17 protein-coding genes are annotated in these 25,117 nt (G+C 59.3%); 12 read left to right on the plus strand and 5 right to left on the minus strand.

The window, feature by feature from the left end; translation table 11 throughout:
- Positions 1-303: 303 nt before the first annotated feature.
- From HUU46_12655 to HUU46_12665, 3 genes are all read right to left on the minus strand, one after another.
- Positions 304-693 (minus strand): type II toxin-antitoxin system HicB family antitoxin, encoded by a 390-nt coding sequence (locus HUU46_12655; GenBank protein NUM54489.1) that lies wholly within the window; start codon positions 691-693, stop codon positions 304-306.
- A 62-nt stretch (positions 694-755) separates the two neighbouring features.
- The gene (gene guaA / locus HUU46_12660) at positions 756-2,303 is read right to left on the minus strand and encodes a glutamine-hydrolyzing GMP synthase (GenBank protein NUM54490.1); all 1,548 of its coding nucleotides are present in this window, start codon (positions 2,301-2,303) and stop codon (positions 756-758) included.
- A gap of 15 nt (positions 2,304-2,318) precedes the next feature.
- Positions 2,319-3,827: an IMP dehydrogenase gene (locus tag HUU46_12665; protein ID NUM54491.1), complete on the minus strand. Its 1,509-nt coding sequence runs from the start codon at positions 3,825-3,827 to the stop codon at positions 2,319-2,321.
- 321 nt (positions 3,828-4,148) lie between these two features.
- Here HUU46_12665 and HUU46_12670 point away from each other — a divergent pair, with 321 nt between their 5' ends.
- The 3 genes from HUU46_12670 to HUU46_12680 all read left to right on the plus strand — a co-directional run bounded on the left by HUU46_12670 (position 4,149) and on the right by HUU46_12680 (position 9,535).
- Entirely contained in the window at positions 4,149-5,435 is a 1,287-nt protein-coding gene (locus HUU46_12670; GenBank protein ID NUM54492.1) for an extracellular solute-binding protein, read from the plus strand.
- Positions 5,436-5,612: 177 nt separating this feature from the next.
- Positions 5,613-7,913 (plus strand): TolC family protein, encoded by a 2,301-nt coding sequence (locus HUU46_12675; GenBank protein ID NUM54493.1) that lies wholly within the window; start codon positions 5,613-5,615, stop codon positions 7,911-7,913.
- A 227-nt stretch (positions 7,914-8,140) separates the two neighbouring features.
- On the plus strand, positions 8,141-9,535 hold the full coding sequence (locus HUU46_12680; GenBank protein NUM54494.1) for an aldehyde dehydrogenase family protein: 1,395 nt from the start codon (positions 8,141-8,143) through the stop codon (positions 9,533-9,535).
- A 33-nt stretch (positions 9,536-9,568) separates the two neighbouring features.
- On the opposite strand, the gene HUU46_12685 is transcribed toward HUU46_12680, so the two are convergent.
- Entirely contained in the window at positions 9,569-11,152 is a 1,584-nt protein-coding gene (locus HUU46_12685; protein NUM54495.1) for a PAS domain-containing protein, read from the minus strand.
- Positions 11,153-11,331: 179 nt separating this feature from the next.
- Between HUU46_12685 and HUU46_12690 the strand changes: the two genes are divergently transcribed.
- The 7 genes from HUU46_12690 (at position 11,332) to HUU46_12720 (ending at position 19,424) form a co-directional block, all read left to right on the plus strand.
- The gene (locus HUU46_12690; protein ID NUM54496.1) at positions 11,332-12,573 is read left to right on the plus strand and encodes a radical SAM protein; all 1,242 of its coding nucleotides are present in this window, start codon (positions 11,332-11,334) and stop codon (positions 12,571-12,573) included.
- A 117-nt stretch (positions 12,574-12,690) separates the two neighbouring features.
- Positions 12,691-13,182: a GatB/YqeY domain-containing protein gene (locus HUU46_12695; GenBank protein NUM54497.1), complete on the plus strand. Its 492-nt coding sequence runs from the start codon at positions 12,691-12,693 to the stop codon at positions 13,180-13,182.
- A gap of 117 nt (positions 13,183-13,299) precedes the next feature.
- The gene (locus HUU46_12700; protein NUM54498.1) at positions 13,300-13,740 is read left to right on the plus strand and encodes a GatB/YqeY domain-containing protein; all 441 of its coding nucleotides are present in this window, start codon (positions 13,300-13,302) and stop codon (positions 13,738-13,740) included.
- A 5-nt stretch (positions 13,741-13,745) separates the two neighbouring features.
- Positions 13,746-14,165, plus strand: a complete 420-nt coding sequence (locus HUU46_12705; protein NUM54499.1) for a hypothetical protein — start codon at positions 13,746-13,748, stop codon at positions 14,163-14,165.
- 127 nt (positions 14,166-14,292) lie between these two features.
- A complete protein-coding gene (locus tag HUU46_12710; protein ID NUM54500.1) occupies positions 14,293-16,551 on the plus strand; it encodes a PAS domain S-box protein in 2,259 nt (752 codons plus the stop codon).
- A 59-nt stretch (positions 16,552-16,610) separates the two neighbouring features.
- The gene (locus HUU46_12715) at positions 16,611-17,894 is read left to right on the plus strand and encodes a response regulator (protein NUM54501.1); all 1,284 of its coding nucleotides are present in this window, start codon (positions 16,611-16,613) and stop codon (positions 17,892-17,894) included.
- Between the two features lie 327 nt (positions 17,895-18,221).
- Positions 18,222-19,424, plus strand: a complete 1,203-nt coding sequence (locus HUU46_12720; protein NUM54502.1) for a hypothetical protein — start codon at positions 18,222-18,224, stop codon at positions 19,422-19,424.
- Positions 19,425-19,536: 112 nt separating this feature from the next.
- Here HUU46_12720 and asnB read toward each other — a convergent pair whose 3' ends face one another.
- The gene (gene asnB, locus HUU46_12725) at positions 19,537-21,483 is read right to left on the minus strand and encodes an asparagine synthase (glutamine-hydrolyzing) (GenBank protein NUM54503.1); all 1,947 of its coding nucleotides are present in this window, start codon (positions 21,481-21,483) and stop codon (positions 19,537-19,539) included.
- A gap of 366 nt (positions 21,484-21,849) precedes the next feature.
- Here asnB and HUU46_12730 point away from each other — a divergent pair, with 366 nt between their 5' ends.
- Together HUU46_12730 and HUU46_12735 are read left to right on the plus strand one after the other, a co-directional pair.
- Positions 21,850-24,261, plus strand: coding sequence for an MMPL family transporter (locus HUU46_12730; protein NUM54504.1), 2,412 nt, complete (start codon positions 21,850-21,852; stop codon positions 24,259-24,261).
- A gap of 10 nt (positions 24,262-24,271) precedes the next feature.
- Positions 24,272-25,114 carry an outer membrane lipoprotein-sorting protein gene (locus HUU46_12735; GenBank protein ID NUM54505.1) on the plus strand — a complete coding sequence of 281 codons (843 nt, stop codon included), beginning with the start codon at positions 24,272-24,274 and terminating at the stop codon, positions 25,112-25,114.
- Positions 25,115-25,117 lie beyond the last annotated feature (3 nt).

Genomic DNA, 25,117 nt, shown 5'->3' on the forward strand with positions numbered 1-25,117 from the left:
GCATATTTCTGGAGCGTCCCGGGACCATACGACTGGACGGTCTTCTGCGATTGCCAGAAGCGCCTGCGTTACGAACACTTCTGCACGATATTCGGTATGTCGAACGCAAGCCCACGGAAAAGACGCAAGTGCCGCTAGAACGACTGCAAATACCAACAACGCAGCAATCCGCAAGTATCGCGCGCGCCGGAAGCGAAGCGAAAGAATTATCGCCGCGCCGAGGGAGAGAATTAGGATGATAACCAAGATAGGAGGTACTGCTCGCACGTCCACGTAGCTGACTCCCCGCCTGAAATACTAACGCTAAGAATCCTCGTCTCGGCTGGACAGTTCCGGTATTACAATCTCTTCGGGTGGAATATGCACAATCTTTCCATCTTCCCATACAACGACGGGAACTCCAGCACGCTTGTGCTCGATAAGCATCGTGCGATGGGCGCGTCTCAAAGCGTCCGCAATCTGTTCGTCGGTAGGAAGCGCGGGGGGCAGACGTCGTTCCGATGGCGATTCAGCATCGCCCATCGCCCTGTCAGCATCTTTGGTTTCAATCCACAGTCTTTTCGCAGCGAGAACTTCTCTCAGTGCTTCCTCGGGCGATTCACCGAATGCTGAACAACCAGGAAGGTCGGGAATCTCAGCAATCCAGCCCTCATCTTCTACGCTCGGAAAGATCGTGATTGGATAGTCACACATTTGGCTGGCCGTCTCTACATTGGCGATTCTAGCACTTTTCCGAAGAAACCGCGACGCGCCCGCTACTCCCACTCGATCGTGCCGGGCGGTTTGCTGGTGACGTCGTAGAGGACGCGGTTGATGTGTTTGACTTCGTTGCAGATGCGGTTGGCGACGCGCTGGAGCACGTCGGGCGGGAAGCGGAACCAGTCCGCGGTCATAGCGTCCTCGGAGGTGACGGCGCGCAGTGAGCAGACTTCTTCGTAGGTGCGCTCGTCGCCCTGCACGCCAACACTGCGCACGGGAAGGAGACACACCAGCGCCTGCCAAATGTCGCCATAGAGACCGGCCCTGCGGATTTCGTCAATGAAGATAGCGTCGGCTTCGCGCAACGTATCGAGCCGTTCCTTCGTCACCGCGCCGATGCAGCGCACGCCGAGACCCGGACCCGGGAACGGGTGCCGCCACACGATTTCATCCGGCAATCCCAATTCTTTGCCGAGTTGCCGGACTTCGTCTTTGAACAATTCGCGCAACGGCTCGACCAACTGGAGATTCATCAGTTCGGGCAGACCGCCGACATTGTGATGGCTCTTGATGGTGACGGACGGACCGCCCGTGGCCGATACGCTCTCGATGACGTCGGGATACAACGTACCTTGCGCGAGGAAGTCGACCTTGCCTAGGCGCTTCGCTTCTTCCTCGAACACTTCGATGAACAACCGGCCGATAATCTTGCGCTTTTCTTCCGGATCGCACACGCCCGCGAGCGCATCGAGGAAACGCTTCTCGGCATCGACGTAGTGCAAGTCAATGTGAAAGTTGTCCCGAAAGACTTGCTGCACGAGGTCGGCTTCACCCTTGCGCAGCAGGCCGTTGTTCACGAACACGCACGCGAGCCGGTCGCCGATCGCGCGATGGATGAGCACCGCGGCCACGCTCGAGTCGACGCCGCCGCTCAATCCGCACACCACGCGCCCGTTGCCGACCTGTTTTTGTACGGCGGCAATCGCGGAGTCGACGTACGACTCCATCGTCCAACTCGAGTCTTCGCCACAGATGCGATGCACAAAGTTCGCGAGCACGCATGTGCCCTGCGGCGTATGGACGACTTCTGGATGGAACTGCACGCCATAGAATTTTCGCGACGCGTCTACTACCGCGGCAAAAGGACAATTCTCCGTGGTGCCGATGGTCGTGAAGCCTTGCGGCAGCTTCGTGATCGAATCGCCGTGGCTCATCCACACCTGGGTCTTCGCGTCCACGCCATCGAGGAAGCCCGTGTTGTCGTTGTGATCGAGGTGCGCGATGCCGTATTCACGCTTGGCCGCGCGCTCGACTTTCCCTCCGAGCATGTCGGCAAAGAGTTGTACGCCGTAACATATTCCAAGAATCGGAACGCCAAGCTCGAAAATGCGCGGGTCCGGCTTGGGCGATCCTTCGGCATGCACGCTCGAAGGCCCGCCGCTGAAGATAATCCCCGCGGGATTGTGCGCCTTCAGCTTCTCGATCGATATGTTGAATGGCGCGATAAGGCTAAATACATTCGCCTCGCGCACGCGCCGCGCGATCAGCTTGCTGTACTGCGCGCCGAAGTCGAGAACGATGATGGGGCGTTCGTGTGACTGCATACCGTGCGCGCCGCGCTATTTCTCCGAGGTCATGACGTCGCTTTCCTTCAGCATGACGTCGTGCGCGCCGCCTTCGCGGATGCTGGTGGCGGATACGAGGGTAAGGCGCGCGGTCTCGTGCAGTTGCTTGATGCCGGTGCAGCCGCAGTTGCACATGGTCGATTTAATCTTCGCAAGCGTTACTGCGAGATTGTCCTTCAAGCGTCCGGCATACGGCACGTACGCGTCGACGCCCTCCTCAAAAGTGAGTCCCGTGGCGCCGCCTTCCGAATAGCGCTGCCAGTTGCGCGCGCGCTCGGAGCCTTCGCCCCAGTACTCTTTCATATAGTTGCCGCGTATCAACAGCTTGCGGCCGGGACTCTCGTCGAACCGCGCGAAGTAACGGCCCTGCATTACAAAGTCCGCGCCCATCGCCAGCGCGAGCACGATGTGGTAATCCATCACCAGCCCGCCATCGGAGCAGAGCGGCACGTAGACACCCGTTTCCTCAAGATACTGGTCGCGCGCCTTGGCTACTTCGATCAACGACGTCGCCTGGCCGCGGCCAATTCCTTTCTGTTCGCGGGTGATGCATATGGACGCCGGGCCGACGCCCACTTTTACAAAGTCCGCGCCCGCATCGACGAGGTAGCGGAATCCGTCCTCTTCGACGACGTTGCCGCCGCCAACCTTAACGTCTTCGCCAAACGTCGATTTTATCCAGCGGATGCATTCGCCTTGCCACTCGGAGTAACCGTCGGAGGAATCGACGCAGAGCACATCCGCGCCCGCATCGACCAGCGCCGGCACGCGGTCCCTGTAATCGCGCGTGTTGATCCCCGCGCCGACGACGAGGCGCTTGGCCGCGTCCACGAGTTCGTTCGGATTTTCCTTGTGTTCGTCGTAGTCCTTGCGAAATACGAGATAGCGGAGTTGCTGATCGTCGTTGATAATCGGCAAGCAGTTGAGTTTCTTTTCCCAGATCAACTCATTCGCTTCGCTGAGCGAAATACCCTCCATTGCGTATACGAGTTTCGAGAATGGCGTCATAAAGCGGCTGATTGGCGCGTCAAGCCCCGCCTTGTGGACACGATAATCGCGGCTCGTCAGAATGCCGAGCAACTTGCCGTTTGCCGTGCCGTCGTCCGTAATCGGGATCGTCGAGTGGCCGACGCGCCGCGTCGCCTCGACGACGTCCCCCAACGTTTGGTCCGGCCGCAGGTTGGTGTCGCTGGTTACAAACCCGGCCTTAAACTTTTTGACCTTGCGCACCATCTCCGCCTGCGACTCGATGGCCTGCGAACAGAAGATAAAGGACATGCCGCCGCTGCGCGCGAGCGCAATCGCCATGGTCGCGTCGGACACCGCCTGCATGATCGACGACGTGAACGGAATATTCAGCCGTATGACCTGATCGCCCCCACGCCCCTTGACCAGCGGCGCGCTCAGATCGACATTCTGCGGCACGCAATCTTTCGTCGTCAGGCTTGGAATCAGCAGGTATTCGCTGAACGTGCGCGAGGGTTCGTTATAGAATTGCGCCATGGCGTACTTTCCGCGGCTGCACGAAGAAATGGGTGGCGAGGAGCTGCGACGAACGCCGCCCACGGTCCACCCGGCGAGAATTGATAGTGCGGACCGTTCGTTTTCCGTCGCGTTTGTTCATGGCCGTTCGAAGGTCGATGGTGCGGTCCGCAAAACGGCGCACAGACCGCGTGGCACCGATCCGCAAATTATAAAAATGGGACGGCACCCAGTCAAATTGAGGGCGTGCCAATCGACCCCCCTTACTCGCTCGTGCGAACCGCAGTACGTACGGGATGAACCGAACGCGCCTTCGAGCCGGCGCACGGATTCACCGGGCGCGTGGCCTTCGACGGCGGCGCCGAGTTTCGTATAGAATTGCGCGCAGCACAAATGAATATGGATGCCAGCCTCCGGTCAATCGCTTTCTTCGCGCAGGTACTCATCGCAGCGCTGGTGTGCGGATGCACCGCAGAAAACGCCACTGGCGATCCGCGCGACACGTTACTCGCCGCAAACGACCGCATTAACAAACTCGTCGAGTCGGAGCGTGCGGTGCAACAGCCGCCGCCGCCGCGGCCTCCCCTTCCATTGCACAGCGACTCGCCGCTTCGATTCTGGTATTACGCACACCCGCTGATTGCAGAACACTTCGACGGCGCGCCCCTCGCCATTGCGGGCACTACCGTGCAGCCGCAATTTATGGGTGAATGGCCCGTCGCCGTTCAGAAATGGATGGCATCGTTCGCAGCGGACGATCTCCCGGACGTGGGTATGGTCAAGCGCGACTTGGTTGCGCGGCTATACAACGCGGGCCGCATACGTCCGCTCGACAGCGTACTGCCGCGTTCGCTGGTTGACGATCTCCGCCCGGAAGTTCTCGCCGATTACACCTACGATGGGCATCTCATTGCTCTGCCCGCGGACGGATTCTGTTCGCTCTTGTATTTCAACAGGCGATCGGTGGGCGCGGAGCCGCCAAAGAATTGGGCGTTTCTGGCCGCATACCTGAACGCGCACCGGGCAACGCCCAGTCCGCCGCCGCCGCGCGGCATGGGCGCGTTTCCTTTCCTGGAAGCGCTGTGGTCTGCGGATGGCGACGTGCTGAAAAACGGGGTCGGCGCGCTGCATTGTCCCGAGGCGCAGCGCGCACTGGAATTTTCGATTGAGGTAACCAGAGGTTCGCTAGTGTCCGAAGCACGGGCCTTTCGTGAATGGACCGCGGGCGAGCTGGCGATGACCATCGCGTCGAGTAGAAACCTTCCCGCCGCCGCCGCGTCGGATGTCGATTTCGGAATCGCTCCGGTTCCCGGCGAAACCGGCCCCATTTCGCGCCGGTCAAACGACGCAGTAGTGGTGTTTTCGCGCGGGTCAGGAGCGAGCGAGGAGTCGATTGCCGCTTTCTTGGATTGGCTGACCGGTTCCCAAGTCATGGGCGAAGCAGCATTGACCGCCGGTTCTGTTCCCCTTCGCAAGTCATTACTCGAATTTGAATCGCGGGTCCCCGAGATCGCCGCAGCATATGCCGCCGGGCGCAACAGCCCCCTGCACCCGAACTGGGGGGCCATTGAAGCCGAATTGCAGATAGAAGTGGCGAGGGCGTACCGGAAGCCTGACCAGTCCTCTTGACTGGCCACAACGGGTAGCGTAGACTCATCCGTAAGGCCAACAGTTATGGGGGCCTTGCACAAGATATTGTATTTGACGCGCTTGTTTGCGCTTCGAATAGCGGTTGGTTGACCCGCATCGGCGTACGCCGCTGACCACGGCACTGTCGGAAATGCGCGGGATGCTGGGAGGAGATGTATGCACGACATGCGCCGAATCATTGGCGCGCTGTTCTTGCCGGCCGCTTTTGTCTGCGCGGCAATTCCCGTGCTCGGCGAGCCTGGCAAGATATCTATCGGCGATTGGGCGAAGACGGGCGAGGCGAAGGCGGATACCACCGTCGAGGCATCGCCCGAGCCGGGTCCAAACGAACCCAAGGAACCCGTTGCGAAGGCAGCCGCCGCGGACTCGACTATTCCGCCGGAGGCGCTACTGCCCGCTGTTGAACCACCCGAGTCCGCGTTGAGCCCCGAACCCGACCCAGCCCCCGATGCCGCACTGGTGAAGACCGGTGTTCCGGCAACGGCAATCGACCCCGAACGGCAAGACGCTGAGGGATCGCCCGAATCGGCAAGGCCCACTCCAGGCGACGTCAAGAGCGTAAACGATTGGGTGGCACAGGCAGCGGCCGCACCCGTCGCCGCGACCGACGAGTCTGACACGCCCGAGCCAAACACCATCAACGGCGTTATCGTCCCTCCTGCGACACAAGTGCGCGCGGGCCAAGTACGCACCGGCGCCGGCACCATCGACCTGAATTCCATCAATCTGGACAAGCTGCACGAGGAACTAAAAAAGGCGGTGCCGCCGCGCGAGGAATTGCGGATGTCGATGCAGGAGGCCGTGCAACTCGCACTCTCCAACAATCGCGACATCATTGTTACGTCGTACGAGCCGCTGAAAGTGGACGGCGACATCATGCAGGCCAAGGGCGAATTCGATCCGGTACTTTCGGGAAAATACGCGAAGAGTAGCGTCGAGTCGAAGGCATCGTCGCAGATCAGTTCGTTCACGGGCGGTCTCGGCAGCAGCAGCAGCCTGTTGGGTGGCGGGAACAGCAACGTACTGGGAAACGTGCTGCGATCCATCAATCGGATAAATCTGCGCGGTGACGACGAAAGCAATAACAGCTTGGGCCTCGGCCGGCTGCTGCTCACCGGCGCGCTAACCCTCGTATCCAGCGCGGGAAACACAGTCCGCAACTTCCTGAATCCTGGCGACCAGGAATTCATCATCGAGCAGGATTCGAATACTTACGAGACGACGCTGCAAGGCAAAATTCCGTGGGGCACGCAGTACCAGGTGAAGATGTCGGTGGTTGAGGAAAAGTCGACGTACAGCAACAACGAGTCGGAATTCAGCGGCGGACTCACGCTATCCATAACCCAGCCGTTACTGCGCGGGCGGGGACCAAAGGCAAACCTCGCGCGCATTCGCATCGCTAAGAACAGCCGCGAGATCGCCGAAAACCAGTTGATGTCGCAGGTGATGACGACCGTGTCGGACGTGGTCAAGGCATATTGGGACCTCGTCGGCGCGGAACAGCAATTAATCGTCCGCGAGACTTCGCTCGAGAATGCGCAGCGGCTTATGGACGTGAACCAGCGCCGGCTCGATATCGGTATTGGCGCGGCGCTCGAGGTGGTGCAGGCAAAGGCAAGCGTGGCGCAACGCACGAGCGACGTTATCGCGGCGCGCAACCAAGTCGGCATCGCGGAAGACCGGTTAAAACTGTTGCTGGACCTGAAGGAGAACGAGGAGTTTTCGAACAAGCGGATCGTGGCGGCCGATGCTCCCGAAGCGAAAGAACTGGATCTCGACGAGCAAGCCAGCGTCAGCCGCGCATTCGAGAACCGGCCGGAACTGAAATCGGCCGAACTCGAGATCGACAGCGCGGAACTTGACCGCTACCGCGCCGCGAACAACATGCAGATGAAGCTCGATGTCTCCGGCAGCGTGTTTCAGGGCGCGCGCGGCGACGATGCCGGCACGGTGTTCGACGGCGTCTCCAGCCGCGACGACAACTCCTACTCGCTCCAGATCGACGGCGAGATTCCGATTACCAACCGTGCCGCGCGCGGGCAGTACATGAAGGCGCTGCAATCGAAACGTCAGGCGAAAGACCGCCTGTACAAGACGAAAAGCGAAATCGCCATCAACGTGCGCAATGCCATACGGCAAGCGGCATCGAGCCGCATCATTGTCGAAAGCAGCGGACAGGCCCGCTCGTTGCAGGAAACCAACGTGTCTGCGGAAGAGAAGCGACTAAAGCTGGGCATATCGACAAGCTTCGAAGTTCTGCGCACGCAGGAAGACCTCGCGAACGCGCACGCGCAGGAAGTGCAGGCGAAAATCGACTACGAGAAGGCGCTCACCGATCTGAAGCTCGCCGAGGGCACAATCCTCGCCGCGCTAAACGTCGAGTACGGCGCGCCGGAGCCCGAGAAGCCGGTCGGCTTTGTACGCAGCCTCGTGCCCCCCGTGCCCGCGGACGAATAGCCTGGCAGCCGGGCCGAGCGGGTAAAGGCAGAAGTAACGCCCCGAAAAGCGTGGACGAGCACGGTATTCGTTGCGACGCCGAACAGGATGGTGCGTGGCTCCTCATCGGCCAAGCCGGACAAATCTGGGCCGTGTCCCCATTGCATATGGTTTGACTTGTATAATCCCCCGCGCGACGGATTGCAGCGTGATCCGTCGCGCGGTCCAATTTCGGAAGGACGAATCGTATGAGCGCCAATGAACTCCGTGTTATCAATCCATACACCGAGCAGATAGAGCTGGCCCTGCCGCTGCTCTCGCTCAACGAAGTCGACCGCGTCGTCGCGCGTGCGCGGCACGCCTACTACGGATGGCGCGCAGTACCCATCGACGCACGCGTTGCGCTGTGCAGGCGCTTTGTCGAGGCGTTCACGGGAATGAGAGACGAGGTCGCATCGAATACTTCGCGGCAGATGGGCAAGCCCGTAAAGCAGGCGCGCGGCGAAGTGAACCGGCTCGTCGAGCGCGCGGAATACATGATCGGCATCGCGCAGGAGACGCTCGCAGACGAGTTCGTGCCGGGAATTGCCGGTTTCAAACGGTACATTCGCCACGAACCGCTTGGTGTCGTGTTTGATATCGCTGCGTGGAATTATCCGTTGCTTATCGCGGTAAACGTCGTGGTGCCGTCCGTGCTCGCGGGCAATGCGGTGATTCTCAAACACTCGAGCAAGACGCCGCTTTGCGGACAGGCATTCGAAGACGCATTCAAGAAGGCTGGCGCACCGGATAATCTTGTGCAGCACGTGGTTTGTGAACACGGCGTCGCCGAAGCGTTTGTCAAACATCCCGGCGTGGACTTCGTGTCGTTCACGGGATCGACTCATGGCGGTCACGATATGGTCCGGGCCGCGTCCGGACGCTTCATTAACCTCGGACTCGAACTTGGCGGCAAGGACCCCGCTTACGTCTGTGCTGACGCGGACTTCGCGAGCGCGGTCGAGAATTGTGTTGACGGCGCGTTCTACAATGCGGGCCAGTCATGCTGTGCAATCGAGCGCGTGTACGTCGACCAATCGATCTACAAGGATTTCGTTGAGGCGTATATTGCAGAGACGAAGAAATACATTGCGCCCGGCAATCCCCAGGCGGACACGACGACTCTCGGTCCTATGGCGTCAAAGACCGCGGCAGCGTTCCTGGCAGGACAAGTCGACGACGCCGTGGAGTCAGGCGGGAAACTCGTCGTATCCGGCAAGGACTTCACGTTTCCCGATCGAGGCTGGTTCGCACAACCCGCCGTCGTCGCCGATGCGCCGCAGAACTGCAGCCTCATGCAGGAAGAAAGCTTTGGCCCCGTCATCGGCATTGCGCCCGTGGCGGACGACGCCGAAGCGATCCGCCTAATGAACGACAGTGCCTACGGTCTCACTGCGTCGATTTGGACAACGGACGTCGAGCGCGCGATCCGCGTCGGCGAACAGATCGAAACCGGCACGTTCTTCCTCAACCGGTGCGATTATTGCGACCCCGGCCTTCCTTGGACCGGCGTCAAAGATACAGGCCGCGGCGCAAGCCTGTCGCACTACGGATTTCTCCAGTTGACTCGACTGAAGAGTATGCACTTGCGATTACCGCAGTAGTACGAAGCAATCTGACGCCGGCGAAACTATAGGTCAGTTTTCAGTTTGTTTGCCGCCGCGCAAACCGCGGACTTGAAGGCCAAGCCGCATCAAGTCGTCTTCGGCGACTTTTCGCTTTGTGATATCAATGTTCGATACGAGCACGCAGCCGAGCGTATCTTCATGGCCCGGGAGCACGCGGACATTCACCGCAACCCAGAATACTTTTCCGGTAAGAGATTTGCGTTCCGATTCGGCTGAAAAGACGGTCTTCCCCTCGGACAGCGCGACAACTTCGTCTCGGAAGACAAGTAACGTTTGCTCCGTGAAGAGGGCCGGAAGACTGTCCAGCAGTTCCTTCTTGTCCGAAGCGCCGTGCTGTACAAGGGCCGCGCGATTTACGTCGAGCACCTTTACCAGTCGCGCGCATTCCACCACTGCTTCCGGGCGCCCGACAAAGTGTCGCTCGATGTCGGTCACACCTGATGCGCGTAAGCGTTCCACGAATTGCCGCACCTCCGAGAAATCCTCCTGCCAGAGCGCGATCGGCGATTCTTCGAAGAGGTCCTTATAGCGCGCTTCCCTTTCACGCAAGGACGCCGCGGCGGCGATTTCAGAGGTAATGTTCCAACAAGTGATGATACGGCACAATGGCATTCCGTAATTCGTCTTGACCGACGTCACGTGGGCCGCGTACATGGCTGGGACATCCCCAACCGCCTGTCGAAACCGGGCGGTAATGCCATCGGAACACACGGTGAGACGTTTTAACGCGGGGACTTGCGCAAACACCGCGTTAGCGGGGTACCCCACGACCGAGCGCGCATCCGCGCCGAGGATCGCGAGCCCCGCATGGTTTACGTCGATAACCTTCCCATCCATATCGAGAACAAACATGCAATCGTCTATGTGTTCGAGAACAAACTCCCGGGCAACAGGCACAACCTCGGACAACCGATACCGGACGACGCTCAGGACGAGAAACAGCGCCGATACCACAAACGCGAATGGCGTAAGGTCCAAGCCGGAGATCGGGCCCGCGTCAAGTACGTATGCCGCGTTCGCCACCCACGGCACAAGAATCGTAAGCACCATGAAGACGCGCTGACCCCTGTAAAGCGACTGCCCAGCAAAAGCGTTGCGCAGCAGCAGTATCGTGCCACACAGCAACAACGCCCACGCGTACTGGTTGTTGAGCCAAAAGACCCACCCGTAATGAAACCGCAGAAACGGCAATCCATCCGTCGATATCCAAATATCCCGCCAGAGCATGCCATGATACGAATTGGTGAACGCGGCAATCAGGGTAAGCACTGGGATTGCAGAAAGCGCTGCCAGGCGTTTGCCGCTCAAGTAACGTCCGAGCCCCGACGCGTACACAGCGGCGAAGCACCACGACGGCGCCACAAAGACAATGCCAACATACTGAAATTGCGCCGCGAACACTTTGGCTTGAAGTTGAGGGACGATCAGTTCAAGACCGTAGAAGAAACTCCAGACTCCGCACGCCGCAATCAGGCAAAGCACCCACCTTCCAATGGGATTGCGCCGTTTAGGCCACAGGTAGCCGCAAAGAACTGCGGCTACCACCGCCGAAGCGAACGGAATTGCGGCTATGAAACGGACATCTGACCACATGACCCGCGTGTCTCTGTCGCAGATTGGCGCTTCGCCACTCTAGGCTATACTTGAAGCCGGTGTCCAGCATGGTATAGGGGCGCGATATACGTGTACACTTACCGGGAGAAACGATTTTTGTGTCCTGGATACGGAATTACACGTTCCCCCGGGATTGTTACGCTCTCTGCAGGGCCTGAATGGATAATGGCAAAGGCTACTTGGGAATAGGGATTATGGCCGCCGGCACGACGACGCTCCAAGGTAAGATCACCCGGTTGTACAAGGGTTTGACGAACTTGTACACCGAGTTGCCGTACCGTTTTTCGCGGGAGGCGTATTCTTTCCCGACATGGCACTACTATTTCGAGATCACACGCCGCTGCAACCTGCGCTGCAAGATGTGTCAGTACATCGACTGGCTGGAGACCGTGCCCACGCGGATTCAGGCGGAGGGCGAGCTCACCACCGAGGAGTGGTTGAACGTCGTCGACCAGACCGGGCGGTTCAGCTTCATCACGTTTACCGGCGGCGAGGTGTTTGTTCGGAAGGACTTCATGCGGATCTTCGAGTACGCCTGCTCGAAGCGGCGCGTTCATTTTATCTCGAACGCGACGATGCTGACGGACGAGCGCGCGAAGCGTTGTGTCGAGCTCGCGCCGAAGCGGCTCGGCGGGATTGGGTTCAACTTTGCGGGCGTGTCGCTCGATGGCACGCAAGAGACGCACGACGTCATCCGCGCGCAGCGCGGCGCCTACGATAAGAGCATTAGGGGCATCGAGGCGATTGCGAAGTATCGCGAGGAACTCGGCAAGCCGGCGCCATTGATTCACATCAATACGGTGATTCAGGAAGCGAACCTCCACTGCCTGCCGGAGATGCCGCACGTCGCAAAGGACGCGGGCGCAAACGTGTTGAACTTGCTTACCGAAACGCGCGTTCACGACATCCCCGAGTTGGGCCGCGTCGATCCCGGCACGCTCACGCGCGACGACTTCAAGCAACCGCGCATCGAGCGCAAACGCCTGGAGGAGTCCCTGCACAAGACGCTGGATGAGGCGGCGCGCATCGGTATCGAAGTGCGCATGCCGCGCATGCCGTTCGAGGAAGTCGTCAACCACTACGACCAAGGCTACGATCTGCGCAAGTTCGACTGCCGCTCAATCTGGTCCACGCTCATCGTCGGCGCCAAGGGCGGCGTGTACCCCTGCTGGATTCAGAAGGTCGGCAACGTCCGCGAAAATACCCTGAAGGAACTGCGCAACAACGAAATCACCCGGCAATTCCGCCAGCGCCGCCGCGAGAGCGGGTTTGCAGTTTGCCGTGGGTGCTGCGAAATTCTCTACCGCGGCGAGGCGCACGCCAAAACCGGCGACCCCATCCCTGTCTCCGACACGCCTCCGCAAAGCGAAGAAGCGGCCGAGACCTTCGCGGTGAAGTAAGCGCTACCTGTCCTTGGCAGAGAGAGGTTTCTCTCAAGGCCGTCCCATTCCACTTGTTCGGGCTTTCGCTGCAATCCTATCCGCAGGGCGATAGAGTCATGTCGATAGGAGGCCGAGATGTCGTTGAAGGAACGAGTTCAGGACGAGATGAAGTCGGCGATGAAGGACAAGAATGTACCGCGGCTCGAGTGTCTGCGGATCGTGAAGGACGCGTTGCTGTTAAAGGAGAAGGAGTCGGACGACGCGCTGACGGACGGGGCGTCGGTTGCCATGTTGCGCGCGGAAGTCAAGAAGCGGCAACAGTCGCTGGAGATTCCGATTCGTATGAGAACATCGACTACTTTGCTTTCTTCCCCAGCTTTAAGACCGCGCAGCTACTTTGCCATCCCGTTGCAATGCGAAGCGGAGCTTCTGGAGCGGGTGCGTTTCCAGGCAGGGAGCTTGGGAACGAGACGAACATCCAACGGCCCGTGGCAAGACTCCTGTAGCGTCCGGTTTCCATGCCGGGCGAAAGGGCCCAAAGACAGTTTTGCCGGGAAATTCACGTCCGCCATGGAAGGACGGACGCTACATTTTCCGCCAACAGAACTTTTGCCACAGGGCTGCTAAGCCGTAACGAGTGAAGACGGGCACTCCGGATGGAGCAATTCGTCCGGAGATTTCTTATTGACGCATTGAAAATGGGCGAAGCAGCCGATAGAGTTTCTGCATGGTTAGGAGGCCGTGATGTCGCTCAAAGATCGTGTTCAGGACGAGATGAAGTCTGCGATGAAGGACAAGAACACGCCGCGGCTCGAGTGTCTGCGGATGGTGAAGGGCGCGTTGCTGTTGAAGGAGAAGGAGTCGGGCGACGCGCTGACGGACGAGGCGTCGGTTGCCGTGTTGCGCGCGGAAGTCAAGAAGCGGCAACAGTCGCTCGACATTTTCCGTGACTTAGGCAAGGCAGCGGAAACCGCGGCGACGGAAGCCGAGATTGCGATCATAAACGAATTCCTGCCACAGCAACTCTCCGAAGCGGACTTGGAGGCAAAGGTGCGCTCATACCTTGCGGCACACCCGGAACTGAACCACGCGGGAAAACTAACCGGCGCGATGAAAAAGGAATTGGGCGACCTCGCGGACGGTCGTGTGCTGAACGAAGTCTGCAAGCGGGTCGTGGGAGGATAGCGTTCATGCGTGCGGTAATGCGTGCGGGCTTGGTGCTTGTCGTTGGGTTGGCCGCCGGATGTTCGCCCGCCAACGCTCCTGCGCCAGCGCAGTCCGCCGACGCGCCTGCTGCGGAGGCGCCGAAAGCCGATGCACTGCCCGCGGACGTGCCGATTCCGGTCGGCCTCGAAGGGCGCAAGGACTCGACTCAACCGGGCAGCGGATACTTCGTCGTGCAAGGCCAAATTCCTTCGTCGGTCCCAGAGGCGGTTGCAGAGTTTCGCAAGCAGGCCGAGAGCGCCGGATGGAAGGCGCTGGGCGAGGCGCCTTCCGACGATTCGGTCGCGACGCTCGCATTCGAGAAGGAAACACGTTCCCTGAAGATCACGCTGGTCAAGGCAGAGAACACCGTCACAAATATGAACTTGATGACGGGGCCGAAGTAACAGCCCTTCGCGATTGGGCCATCACTCATGTGTGTCCGCTCGCAATCCCTTGACAAATCGCTTTAATAGCATAGATAATTCTGTCTCTGGCCTTCCTGCCAGGCGGAGGGGTTAACTTCGTGACAGCGTGAGTTGGTTTACTTTTGGGGCCCTCGGCGAATTGCCAGACGATGAGGACAGAGTTCGGGCACGCTCGCAGCCAGAGTACCGGCCCGCATACGCGCTGCTTTTGGTTCTGAGCGGCTCAATCTTCGTCTTGCAGTACGCGTTCGTCGCGGCGTTTCCATACCTGGCGACGCTGCTACCCGCCGGAACGGTCGATGTCGTCCATGCAGCACTCCTGACACTGTTTCTATTCCCACTGCTGCTCGTCTTCGTCCTGCGACCGATGATGCGTCAAATTGCGGCGCGCGAGAAAACCCAGGCGGCGCTTCGTACGCTTGCTGACGGACTGGAGTCGCGGGTCCGGGAGCAAACCGCCGCGTTGCGCACGGAAATCGAGGAGCGCAAACAGGCGGCCGAATCGCTGAAGCTATTCCGATCGCTGATGGATAAGAGTCTTGATGCAATCGCGATCATCGATCCCGATACGGCGCGCGTTCTCGACGCCAACGAGGAAGCGTGCAATGCACTGGGTTACACGCGGGAGGAACTGCTGACGAAACGGGTCTTCGATTTCGATCCGCTCGTCGATCAATCCGAGTACACACGGCGCGCGGAGGAACTGCGCAAGTCCGGTTCGTGGAGCCTCGAAAGCCTCCACCGTCGAAAAGACGGGACGACTTACCCGATCGAGGTCACGCTGCGATATGTATCGCTTGGACGAGATTATATCGTGAGCGTCGCGCGCGACATTACGGAACGCTTGCGCACGGAGGAGGAGCGAAAACGGCTGGCGATGGCGGTCGAGCACGCGGCCGAGACGATCGTGATTACGGACACGACGGGTGCGATTGTGTACGTTAACCCGGCGTTCGAAAAGATTACCGGTTACACGCGTGACGAGGCGGTTGGGCAGAACCCGAGGATACTTAAGAGCGGCAAACAGGGCGGCGCGTTCTACGCGCACCTTTGGGAGACCATTTCCCGCGGCGAGGTGTGGCGCGGAAACATGACCAACAAGCGGAAGGATGGGAGCTTATACGAGGAAGACGCTACCATCTCGCCGGTACGCGACAGCCGTGGAAATGTAATCGCGTTCGTTGCGATCAAACGCGATATTACAGAGCAACTGAACCTGGAAGCCCAGTTGCGCCAGTCGCAAAAGATGGAAGCAATCGGGGGACTGGCGGCTGGAATAGCGCATGACTTCAACAACATCCTCGCCGCAATCCTGGGGTACACCCAAATCGCAATGCTGGATATGGCCGCGGACGACCCGCTCCATAAGCACCTGGAGCAGGTCGAAAAGGCATCGCTTCGCGCGCGGGACCTCGTCCAGCACATACTGACGTTCAGCCGCCAGACGGAAGCGATTCTGCGGCCAGTCCGTCTAGACGTGATCATCGAGGAAGTATTGAAACTGTTGCGCGCCAGCCTTCCGCGCATCATCGAGTTTCGCGCCGACGTACAGCCTCTCGACCATTTGGTGCGGGCAGACTCGACGCAGATTCACCAGGTGATTATGAACCTGTGTACAAATGCCGCTCACGCGATGCGGGTCCATGGCGGCGTACTGGAGGTGTCGCTCCGTTCGATCGAAGTGGACCGCCATACCCCCAAGGCTTCGCTCGAACTGAATGAAGGGTTGTGGGCCCAGATTTCGGTTTCCGATACGGGGCATGGGATGGATTCGGCGACCGTTAATCGAATATTCGAACCGTTCTTCACGACGAAACATGACGAAGGGGGCACGGGACTGGGCCTGTCGACGGTCCACGGAATTGTGAAGCAGCACGGAGGGACTATTACCGTATACAGCGAACCGGGCCAGGGTACGGTCTTTCACATTTACTTACCGCTAATCCTCGGGGCGGAGGAGGACGCGTCGCATCGGCATACGGAAGCGCCACGCGGGAATGGCGAGCGGGTTCTCGTCGTGGACGATGAGGAGCCGGTGGCGTTGATGACAGCCGGAATGCTGGAGAAACTTGGCTACACGGTGACGGTGCGGACAAGCGCCGTCGAAGCGATCGCTACATTCCGCGCGGACCCGGGCCAGTTCGATCTTGTGATCACCGACCAAACGATGCCACAGATGACAGGCAGGTCCCTGATAGCGGAGCTGAGACGAATCCGGCCCGATATCGTGGTGCTTATGGCCACGGGTTACGGCGCCAACGTCGACGAAAGGTCGTTGCAGGTTGCGGCCATACTCTTGAAACCGGTTCTATTTGACCAGTTGGCGGTCGCAGTGCGGGCGGCCCTGCAACCGAGTACGCGGTAAAGCGCCGCCTTGCGATCGGTTCCGTATATCATAAGCGGAAAGAGGCAGTCGTAGTTAACATGAAGAACGAAACGAGTCCGTACCGCGCCCTGGTAGTGGATGACGACGCGAACGTCAGGGAATTACTCCGGCTTTCCTTCGAGCGTGAAGGTGTGCGGTGTGAAGTGGCCGAAGACGGAATTGTTGCGGAAAACCAGTTGCGCCAAAGAAACTTCGACGTCCTTGTCACGGACCTGCGCATGCCGAGAAAACACGGTCACCAACTCATTACGGAAGTACTGGCGAAACACAATCGCCCCATGGTGATCGTCATCACCGGGGTTGCGGATCCGCGGATTGTGGGAGATCTGTTCGCCCGTGGCGTCGCGGACGTGGTATCCAAGCCGTTCGATTTTCCCATTTTTGCGGTCAAAGTGCGTGCCATGTTGGACCGTCAGACGAAAGGCATCGACATGGCGCAGCCCCATGCTGGTGTGGCGGGGCAAATCGACCAGGCCAGTCTTGCGTTGCAGGCACAGTTGGCCCAAATCACCGAGAGCTTCAATGCGACGATCTCAAACCTCACTAGCCAGAAAGAGGCGCTCGAAGCGGGCTTCCTCAATTCGGTGCGAGTATTTACCAGCTTGATAGCTGAGAGCGGACACTCCGACGAGAGCCACGCCGTTCGCGTCGAGCAGATGGCGATGGACTTGGCGGACGCCGCGGAATTGACGAGTTCGGAGAAGAATGTTCTGGGAATCGCCGCCCTGCTGCATGATATAGGACAATTCGGGATGCCGGACTCGATCCGAAGCAAGCCGCCCTGGTTGCTGGACCCCGATGAGCGGGCCGTATATTGCCGGTATCCGCTGATCGGCGCGTCGCTCATGGGCGAGATGCCGGGAGCAATGAAGATAGCCGGGCTTATCGAGCAGCATTCCGAGAACTTCGACGGGACGGGTTTTCCCTGGAATTTGGAGGGGCCTCACGTGTCGATCTCCGCGCGCATCATTCGCATCGCGGACGGAGTGGACACGTTTCTGTCACATGCGCGCGGCGAAAACGCGATCGATCAAGTGTGCGAACATATTCGCGCACAGCGCGGCAAAGCCTACGATCCGGAACTTGTTCCGCGCGCCTTGGTCTACGTCACCGATTACTGGAAGGCGAGCCAGGATACGAAGACTGTCCGAGTGCCGGCTGACTCGCTACGGCCGGGATTGACCTTGGCTGAGAACGTTTACGACCCGGACGGCCACTTCTTGGCGCGAAGGGGCGCAACGTTGACCCTTTCGATGATTAGCCATCTGAGGAGCCTCATCGGCAAGCAGGATGTTTTGGTCGTCGAGCCGGAATCGGAATGACAGGCCAACGAGCGACTCGCGAACGCGCCGTGTGCCGCAGCATGGACGATACGCCATCGAGTTGACGTCCCTCCGGCCCACCGGCGCCGGACCAATCCATGCCGGACGAGCGATGCGTGGCGGTGTGCGCAGGTGGTTGGCCGCAGCAGCACTCGAGACCGCGCCGCTCCTGGGAATTGCCGGCCACGACTGCCATTCGTGCGCCCGTCCGTGCTCCTAACCGTATTCGCACAAAATTGATCGCCTGCGGCCTAAAGCGAATACTAGAAGCGAGCGTGCAATTCGCCAATTCTTCCTAACTGCGCTTGCCGCCACTGGAGAGATCGGATGCATACGCCACCCCGCCTGAGCCCATTGTGCCGGACCTGCGGGATGCCGCTGGACTATGATCGGTACATGGCATCTGCGCAAATCGGCACGCAGGAATCCGGGCAATGTTCGTACTGTGCGAACGCCCACGAGGATGACATTACGCCACCGACCAGCGGAGATGTTGAGAAACTGCTCGAAATTCTGATTCGAGTCTATCGCGCGGATCGCAGTCCGTGGCGAATGCTGGCGAAGTGCGTACTCGCTATGAAACCGATTATGCCGTCTGCCGTGCTCGCCCCGATGAAAGTGATAGATTCTGTGCCGCGCAAGTCGCCGGCTTCCAAGTACGATGCCGTGGTGTTGTACAGCGGCGGCAAAGATTCCTCGTACATGCTGCTCAACCTCGCGAAACGCGATTTGCGACTGTGCGCGTGGATGCTTCAGCAGGGGTACCAATCGCCGCATGCGATTGCCAACGCGCGCCGCCTTTGCGACAAGATAGGCGTGCCACTTCACATCGAAACGCCGGGCAAGCACCTGATGGATCAGGTGTTTCGCGCGGGGCTCGACGTAGATTCCCGCGAGAGCGAAAGCGACGTGCTCCGGGCGGCGATGACGTATGGTTCGGCGTGTGGCGCGTGTTTTACCTCGATTGCGTCGTACGCCGCCAAGTTCTGCATCGAGAACGACCCGGCATTCTGCTTCATCGGTACGCAGGAGGGACAGAACCGAATGGACCTGAGCGGAAAGCCGGTACTTGCGACCGAATCGCTGCCTACGGTCGATATCATGTTGAGCCGGGCTTTCTTCGCGCTACGCCGCCGAATCGAGGAGCAGGTCCCCGGAGCGTTGCCGGACATCAAGCCGGGCGCGTGCCGCACGGTTTTGGTGCCGTTTTACGAGTTCGTGCGAAAGCCACCGCTGCCCGAGCAGATCGCCGAATTGCAGAAGGTGGGCTGGGAGATGCCGAACAATACCGGCACATGCAGCACGAATTGCATGGTCAACGAACTCGGTCGTCACGTGATGCGGCACCGGTTCGGTTTTGACCTCTACCAAATCATGGACGCCAACGAGCGGCGTCTTAAGATGTGCCGGGGCGAGCGCGTAGTCGAAGCGCACGACGATGAGCACGTCGACGCCGAGCAAGTCGCGCGCGCGGCCAAAATCATGGGCCTCACGGCAGACGAAAAACGCCGGTATGGCATCGAGGTCTAGCGCGGAGTTCCGTCGCGCGTTCCTCCCTCCCATCGCGATTACCCGTACAGCGGGCCATCGGTCCCTGCAAAAGGGGCCGCCGATACGAAGCGGTCCCCGCGGGAAGCGCCGGCTATTGAACCGCCGCGGGCTCGCACGCCGCGGGTTTCGGCGCGGAAAATTCTCCGCATCGCGCGTTGAACTGTTGAACGTAAAGCCGCTCGATGATTTGGACGGACAAAACGAACATCAACACAACGTCCAGTGTTCGAGTAAGCCGGCTTTCAAATGGTATTGCGGCGCGCACCCTAAACATGGCGCGGATTGCCTTTCTATTGAAAATGCCGGCGCGATCGAGGGCTCCCGGCGAAAGATAGCGATCGAGCAATTGGTCGAGCTGGACCGAATGGCCGCGCTTTATGCGTAATGGTGGAGCAAAGTACGGCCACTTCTTCCGCCGGTAGATGGCTTCCGTAATACGGCCGGCGAAGGCCTCGCGAAGTACGTATTTTTCCACACCATCCCGGATCTTCAAGCCATCCGGAATGCGCCTCGCCAAGTCGAACAGGTGGTGGTCGAGAAACGGCGGGCGTCCTTCGATTGCGTGCGCCAGTTCCGGACGATCGCCCAGAGCGGCCAGAAGGTAGGGCGCCAGCATGGACTTTATGCTGAAGTATTGTACTTGCCGCATGTGCGGCAGCAGGTCCGTCTGGGACCGGTCGATTCGCCCGCGAAGGCGCGCCATAGGGCGTGACGACAAGAGGCGCGCGCGATGCTTCGCGTCGAAGAGTCCTGCAATGACTTTCTGCATACGGTCTGAAAGGGAGCGGGCGTGCTCGTGGAGCGGCAGAAAGCCCAATTGCGCAACCACGTCGTCGAGGCGTTTGCCACGCGGAGGCCGTTTTGGCTTTAACCGATTCACCATTTGATCGGACATCGATCCTTTGCCCGGCTGGAAATAGACGTATCCGAGAAAGACCTCGTCCGATCCCTCTCCCGTAAGCACAACCTTGACATGTTCCCGAGCCAGCCGCGAGAGCAGGAACTTACCGACCCCATGAAGATTCAGGAATGGAATCTCCGAAATCCATAGGAAGTCTTCCGCGCTGGCGAGCAGCGTTTCGAGGTCGCACGTGACGGAATGAAACTCGGCCCCAACGTGCCGGGCCATGTCCTGCGATAACTGAAACTCGTTGAACGCGTGGTCGTCTGGAAATGCAATCGTGAAGGCCTTCACTGCGCCGGTGTGGTACTTCGCAACCGTCGCGGCAATGATCGCGGAATCGATCCCCCCGCTGAGATACACGCCGACAGGTACATCGGCGCGCAGTCGCAGGCGGACAGACTCCTCGACGGCATCTCGAAGTTGAGCAATTACGGCGTCTGGCGTTGCCGTTGAGTCGCCCTCGGGGGGCAGGTCCAGGTCCCAATACCGGTGAAAGCTGTGCGTACCGGTCTTCACGTCCACTACGATCATGTAGCCCGGAGGGACGGCGTCGACACCTTCGAAGACGGAGTCTGGCATTGCTCCGCTCAAGTAGTCCCGAAGCGACGGTACACTGATTCGCGGCGCGAGTTTTCCGGTGGCGAACAGCGCCTTCGCTTCGGAGGCAAAGAGAAATTTGTTCTGTTCTACATTAAAGAAAAGTGGCTTAATGCCAAAGCGGTCCCGTACGGCAAGCAGTTCTTGTCTGTTTTCGTCATACAGGAGAAACGCGAATTCGCCGCGCAGATGCGCGACAAAATCGCGGCCGAATTCTTCGTACAAGTGTATGATCAGTTCGGAGTCGCTGCGCGATCGGAACATGTGACCGCGGGCTTCGAGGTCGCGACGCAGGCGGTCGTAGTCGTAGATTTCGCCGTTACAGACCAGGACGACGTCGTTGTGTTCCGAGAAAAGCGGTTGCGCGCCGGTCTGCAAATCCATGATCGCCAACCGCGCGTGCCCGAGGCCTACATTGACTCCCTGGGCAAGGTAAATCCCATTTCCGTCCGGACCCCGGTGGTGAAGAGCGGCTACCGCTCGGTGAAGTTCCCCCTCCTGGAGCGCATGGCCGACAAAACCAACTATTCCACACATCCGGCGCGTTCCTCGACTTCAATCGCGAAACGCTAGCCTAGTCGCTTTGCATCCGCAACACAATTTCACGCGACGTCGCTGTAGTGGTACATGACCGATTACGTTACCCGCCCCGCCGTCGAGGTTGGACCCGGCCCGAGGCCGCGGATTTCGCGTCGCCGGCGTACGCATACCGATGCCGCGCGTGGGGCGCTTCGAGGTACGTGTTCAACGTTGCTCGCGGCCCCTTTTGATTATCTTTTCTCGCTTTCAACATACTCGTTCCTCTCGTTTCTGCGGCTTGCGCTAACATGGACATCCATCGGTCCTGTTGGCCCGCTCCGTTTCGCACGGTACGTCGAGAGGCAAAACACACGAAGGAACAGTGTGCCGATATCGAAGGGAACAATAGGCGACTCGGCCGCATCGAGTTCACCGCTTTTACCGCTGTTTCGTCTGGTCACCGCGTATCCCAAAGTCGCCTTGCTCCTGTGGGGTTTGTCGCTCATCGGCTTCGCGCTGCAAATCCCGGGAATCGAGCGGGAGTCCGGGGCTGACGCATACATTCCCTCGGACCATCCCGCCGTTACGTTTTGGCACGAAACCAATGAGCGGTTCGACCTGTACGAACCGCTGGTCGTATTGATTGATACGAAGCAGCCTTTCGGAATTTTCAACCCGCAGACCTTATCGCTGATCGATTGGTACACGGAAGAACTTGCGGCCATCGACGGCATTCGACCAGGCGAAATCTCAAGCATCTTTACGGAGAAATCGATTCGCGGCACGGAAGACGGAATCGTCACGGAAGCGCTGGCGCCATCGATTCCGCAGACTGAGCAGGAGGTCGCAGGTTTTCGAGAACGGGTAATGGGTTTTCCCCTTCACCTGGGCTCCCTTGTTGCGCGAGACGGGAGCGCGGCCGTTGTTGCGGCCCGCCTCGTCGACGGAACGGATGGCGGCGACGTCTATCGGGCGGTGTTGGCACTGGAGGCGCGCGCGCCGATTCACGGGGAAACGATCCATGTGGCCGGGCAGCCGACTGCGTCAGACTATCTCGACGCGTATCTGAGCAAAGACTCGACCCGAATGGCGATAGCAGTTGTCGTATTCATTGGGCCCGTGCTGCTCCTTTCGTATCGAACGATTCGTGGGCTGGTTCTGCCTGGGACATCCGCGCTTTTTGGCGCTGCTGTCGCTTTGGGAAGTATGTCCATACTGGGTGTGCCGTTCGTTGTTCTGACGAATGTACTACCGGCGAACATTATGGCCTTGGGGGTCGCATACGGAATTCACATCCTGCGCGAATACTACGAGCAAACCGCAATTGATCCCGTGGAGCGCAAACGCGAAACCGTCATCAACGTGATGATGACCATGCGGCGGCCGATTATCTACGCGACGTTAACCGACATCGTTGGCTTCCTGGCGGTAAGCGTCACGTCGTACATGCCACCCATGCAGATGATGGGGCGTTTTGCGGCGCTGGGAATTGTGGCGACGCTGGTTTCGACGTTGATTGCGATTCCCGCGGCGCTGGTATTGCTTCCGGTGCGGCCTAGTCCCGCGCTTTGTCCGAATGCGGACGGTTCGCAGCGGCAGGACTTTTTCTCTCGAATCCTGGCGTCTGTCGGAAATAAAGTTGTCGCACACCCTCGGGCAATCGTTCTCATGTGCGCGGGCCTGACGGCTTGCGGCCTTTACGCGGCGAGCAAGGTCGAGGTCAACGACTCCCGCATCGGTCACTTCCGGTCAAGCGAACCCATTTACCAGGCGGCGGCGGCATTTGACCGCGTCATGGACGGCACCCTGTATCTGGATGTCGTCATTGAGGCAGACGGGCCGGAAGCGCTGTACCGCCCGGAAAACCTGGCGCGAATCGAGAATCTGCAGCGCTTTCTGGAGTCATTGCCGCACATCAAAGGCACCCTATCGATTGTGGACTATATGAAGCTGATGAATCGGGCGATGTCAGACGACGCACCCGGCGCCTTCATACTCCCCCCCACGGAGAATCTGGTCGCGCAGTATGCGCTGCTGTATTCGATGGGCGACACGACCGGGCTGGCGCACGTGGTTGATAGCGGCTATAAAACGACCGTCGTTCGCGCGTTGTGCAATAGTGGCCTTTTCAGCGACGCCCGCACGATCCGGCAGGAAACCGATCGGTACTTGATGGACGAGTTCGCCACGCCGGGAATATCGGCGCGGCTCTCGGGGCGCTTGAATGTCGACTTCGAGTGGATGCGCCACCTTGAAGCGAGCCATTTCATCGGCGCGCTGCTTGCCTTGCTGACGGTGTGGATAATGACTTCTGTTGGATTTCGAACGTGGGTGGCGGGCGTCTACTGCATCGTGCCGGTGATTACGACACTGGTGGCGGTTTATGCCGTCATGGGCATTTCGGGCATTTGGCTCGGATTGGGTACGTCTGCGTACGCATCTATCGCGATCGGGATAACGGTGAATTTCTCGATCCATGAACTGGATCGCCTCGTGCATTTGGTTAAAGGACAGGGCATCGCACTCGATGCCGCGCTGCGGACAATGTTCGCTACCACGGGCAGGGCAGTATTCTTCAACTTCTTGAGCCTGATTCTGGGCATGGTGACACTAACCCTCAGCCAACTGCCGCCGCTCCAGTGGTTCGGTATCCTACTGTCGACGGCGCTGCTTGTTGGATTCGTGACGAGCCTCGTGTTGTTGCCCGCGCTCATCGCGATGTTTCGTCCGCGCTTTCTCGATCCGTCTCGGCGAGACAAAGGTGTAGTATCATTGCCATCACAAGACCGGCAATAACGGAGTCAATATGTTCAGGCGACTTTCCAGTGCGTTGGCCGCGGCCGTGGCTTTGCACGTTGCGAGCATGGGCATTGTTTGCGGGGCGAGCGGCGAGGAATTCCCGAGCGCCGAAGACATCATCACGCGTGCGAATGCGCGCGATACCAGTACGGATGTGCTGCAAACGATCCAGATGAAACTGATCGAAAAGGACGGATCAGTTCGCGAACGGTTAACGCGCGGCGTCGGTAAGTCTTTTGACGATGGCCGCCGGTTCGCCCTGTTCTTCTTGGAGCCGTCCAACGTGCGCGGAACCGCGCTGCTGACCTTCGATTATGACGATGCTGCAAAGAGCGACGATCAATGGCTGTATCTGCCCGCCATGCGGAAGACGCGCCGTATTTCCGGAGGCGAGCGGGGCAGTTCGTTTCTCGGAACGGACTTTACGTTCGAGGACATCAAGAACCAGTCGCGTGGATCGTTGCTGGACCGCACGTGGAAGACCGTCGGAGAAGAAGATGTGGACGGTCATTCGTGTTACGCCATCGAGGGGATTCCCACGACTCCGGCGATTGCAAAGGAACTGGGGTATTCGAAGCTGAAGACATTTATCGACAAGGAACTGTCGATTATGCGTCGAACCGATTTTTGGGACCCGTCCGGCGCGATGTTCAAGACGATCTCGATTCGGGACTACGAACAAATCGACGGAGTTTGGACCGCGCGTACGATGGAGGCAAAAAACCTCAAGACCGGACACGCGACCGTGTTCACGATAACCGAAGTGCGCTACAACCTGGGGCTTCCCGACGACGTATTCTCGGCCCAGACGCTGGAACGGGGGCTGCCCAATTCCATCCTGAAGCCATAACCA

This window comes from Candidatus Hydrogenedentota bacterium (assembly GCA_013359265.1).
Classification (GTDB): Bacteria; Hydrogenedentota; Hydrogenedentia; order Hydrogenedentales; family SLHB01; genus JABWCD01.

Bases quoted from the DNA above. Each gene is read 5' to 3' on its own strand.
- HUU46_12685 (NUM54495.1), bottom strand. From the start codon at position 11,152: ATGTGGTCAGATGTCCGTTTCATAGCCGCAATTCCGTTCGCTTCGGCG.
- HUU46_12720 (NUM54502.1), top strand. From the start codon at position 18,222: ATGCATACGCCACCCCGCCTGAGCCCATTGTGCCGGACCTGCGGGATG.
- HUU46_12705 (NUM54499.1), top strand. From the start codon at position 13,746: ATGCGTGCGGTAATGCGTGCGGGCTTGGTGCTTGTCGTTGGGTTGGCC.
- HUU46_12735 (NUM54505.1), top strand. From the start codon at position 24,272: ATGTTCAGGCGACTTTCCAGTGCGTTGGCCGCGGCCGTGGCTTTGCAC.
- HUU46_12665 (NUM54491.1), bottom strand. From the start codon at position 3,827: ATGGCGCAATTCTATAACGAACCCTCGCGCACGTTCAGCGAATACCTG.
- HUU46_12690 (NUM54496.1), top strand. From the start codon at position 11,332: ATGGATAATGGCAAAGGCTACTTGGGAATAGGGATTATGGCCGCCGGC.
- HUU46_12655 (NUM54489.1), bottom strand. From the start codon at position 693: ATGTGTGACTATCCAATCACGATCTTTCCGAGCGTAGAAGATGAGGGC.
- HUU46_12700 (NUM54498.1), top strand. From the start codon at position 13,300: ATGTCGCTCAAAGATCGTGTTCAGGACGAGATGAAGTCTGCGATGAAG.
- HUU46_12680 (NUM54494.1), top strand. From the start codon at position 8,141: ATGAGCGCCAATGAACTCCGTGTTATCAATCCATACACCGAGCAGATA.
- guaA (NUM54490.1), bottom strand. From the start codon at position 2,303: ATGCAGTCACACGAACGCCCCATCATCGTTCTCGACTTCGGCGCGCAG.
- HUU46_12695 (NUM54497.1), top strand. From the start codon at position 12,691: ATGTCGTTGAAGGAACGAGTTCAGGACGAGATGAAGTCGGCGATGAAG.
- HUU46_12715 (NUM54501.1), top strand. From the start codon at position 16,611: ATGAAGAACGAAACGAGTCCGTACCGCGCCCTGGTAGTGGATGACGAC.
- HUU46_12675 (NUM54493.1), top strand. From the start codon at position 5,613: ATGCACGACATGCGCCGAATCATTGGCGCGCTGTTCTTGCCGGCCGCT.
- asnB (NUM54503.1), bottom strand. From the start codon at position 21,483: ATGTGTGGAATAGTTGGTTTTGTCGGCCATGCGCTCCAGGAGGGGGAA.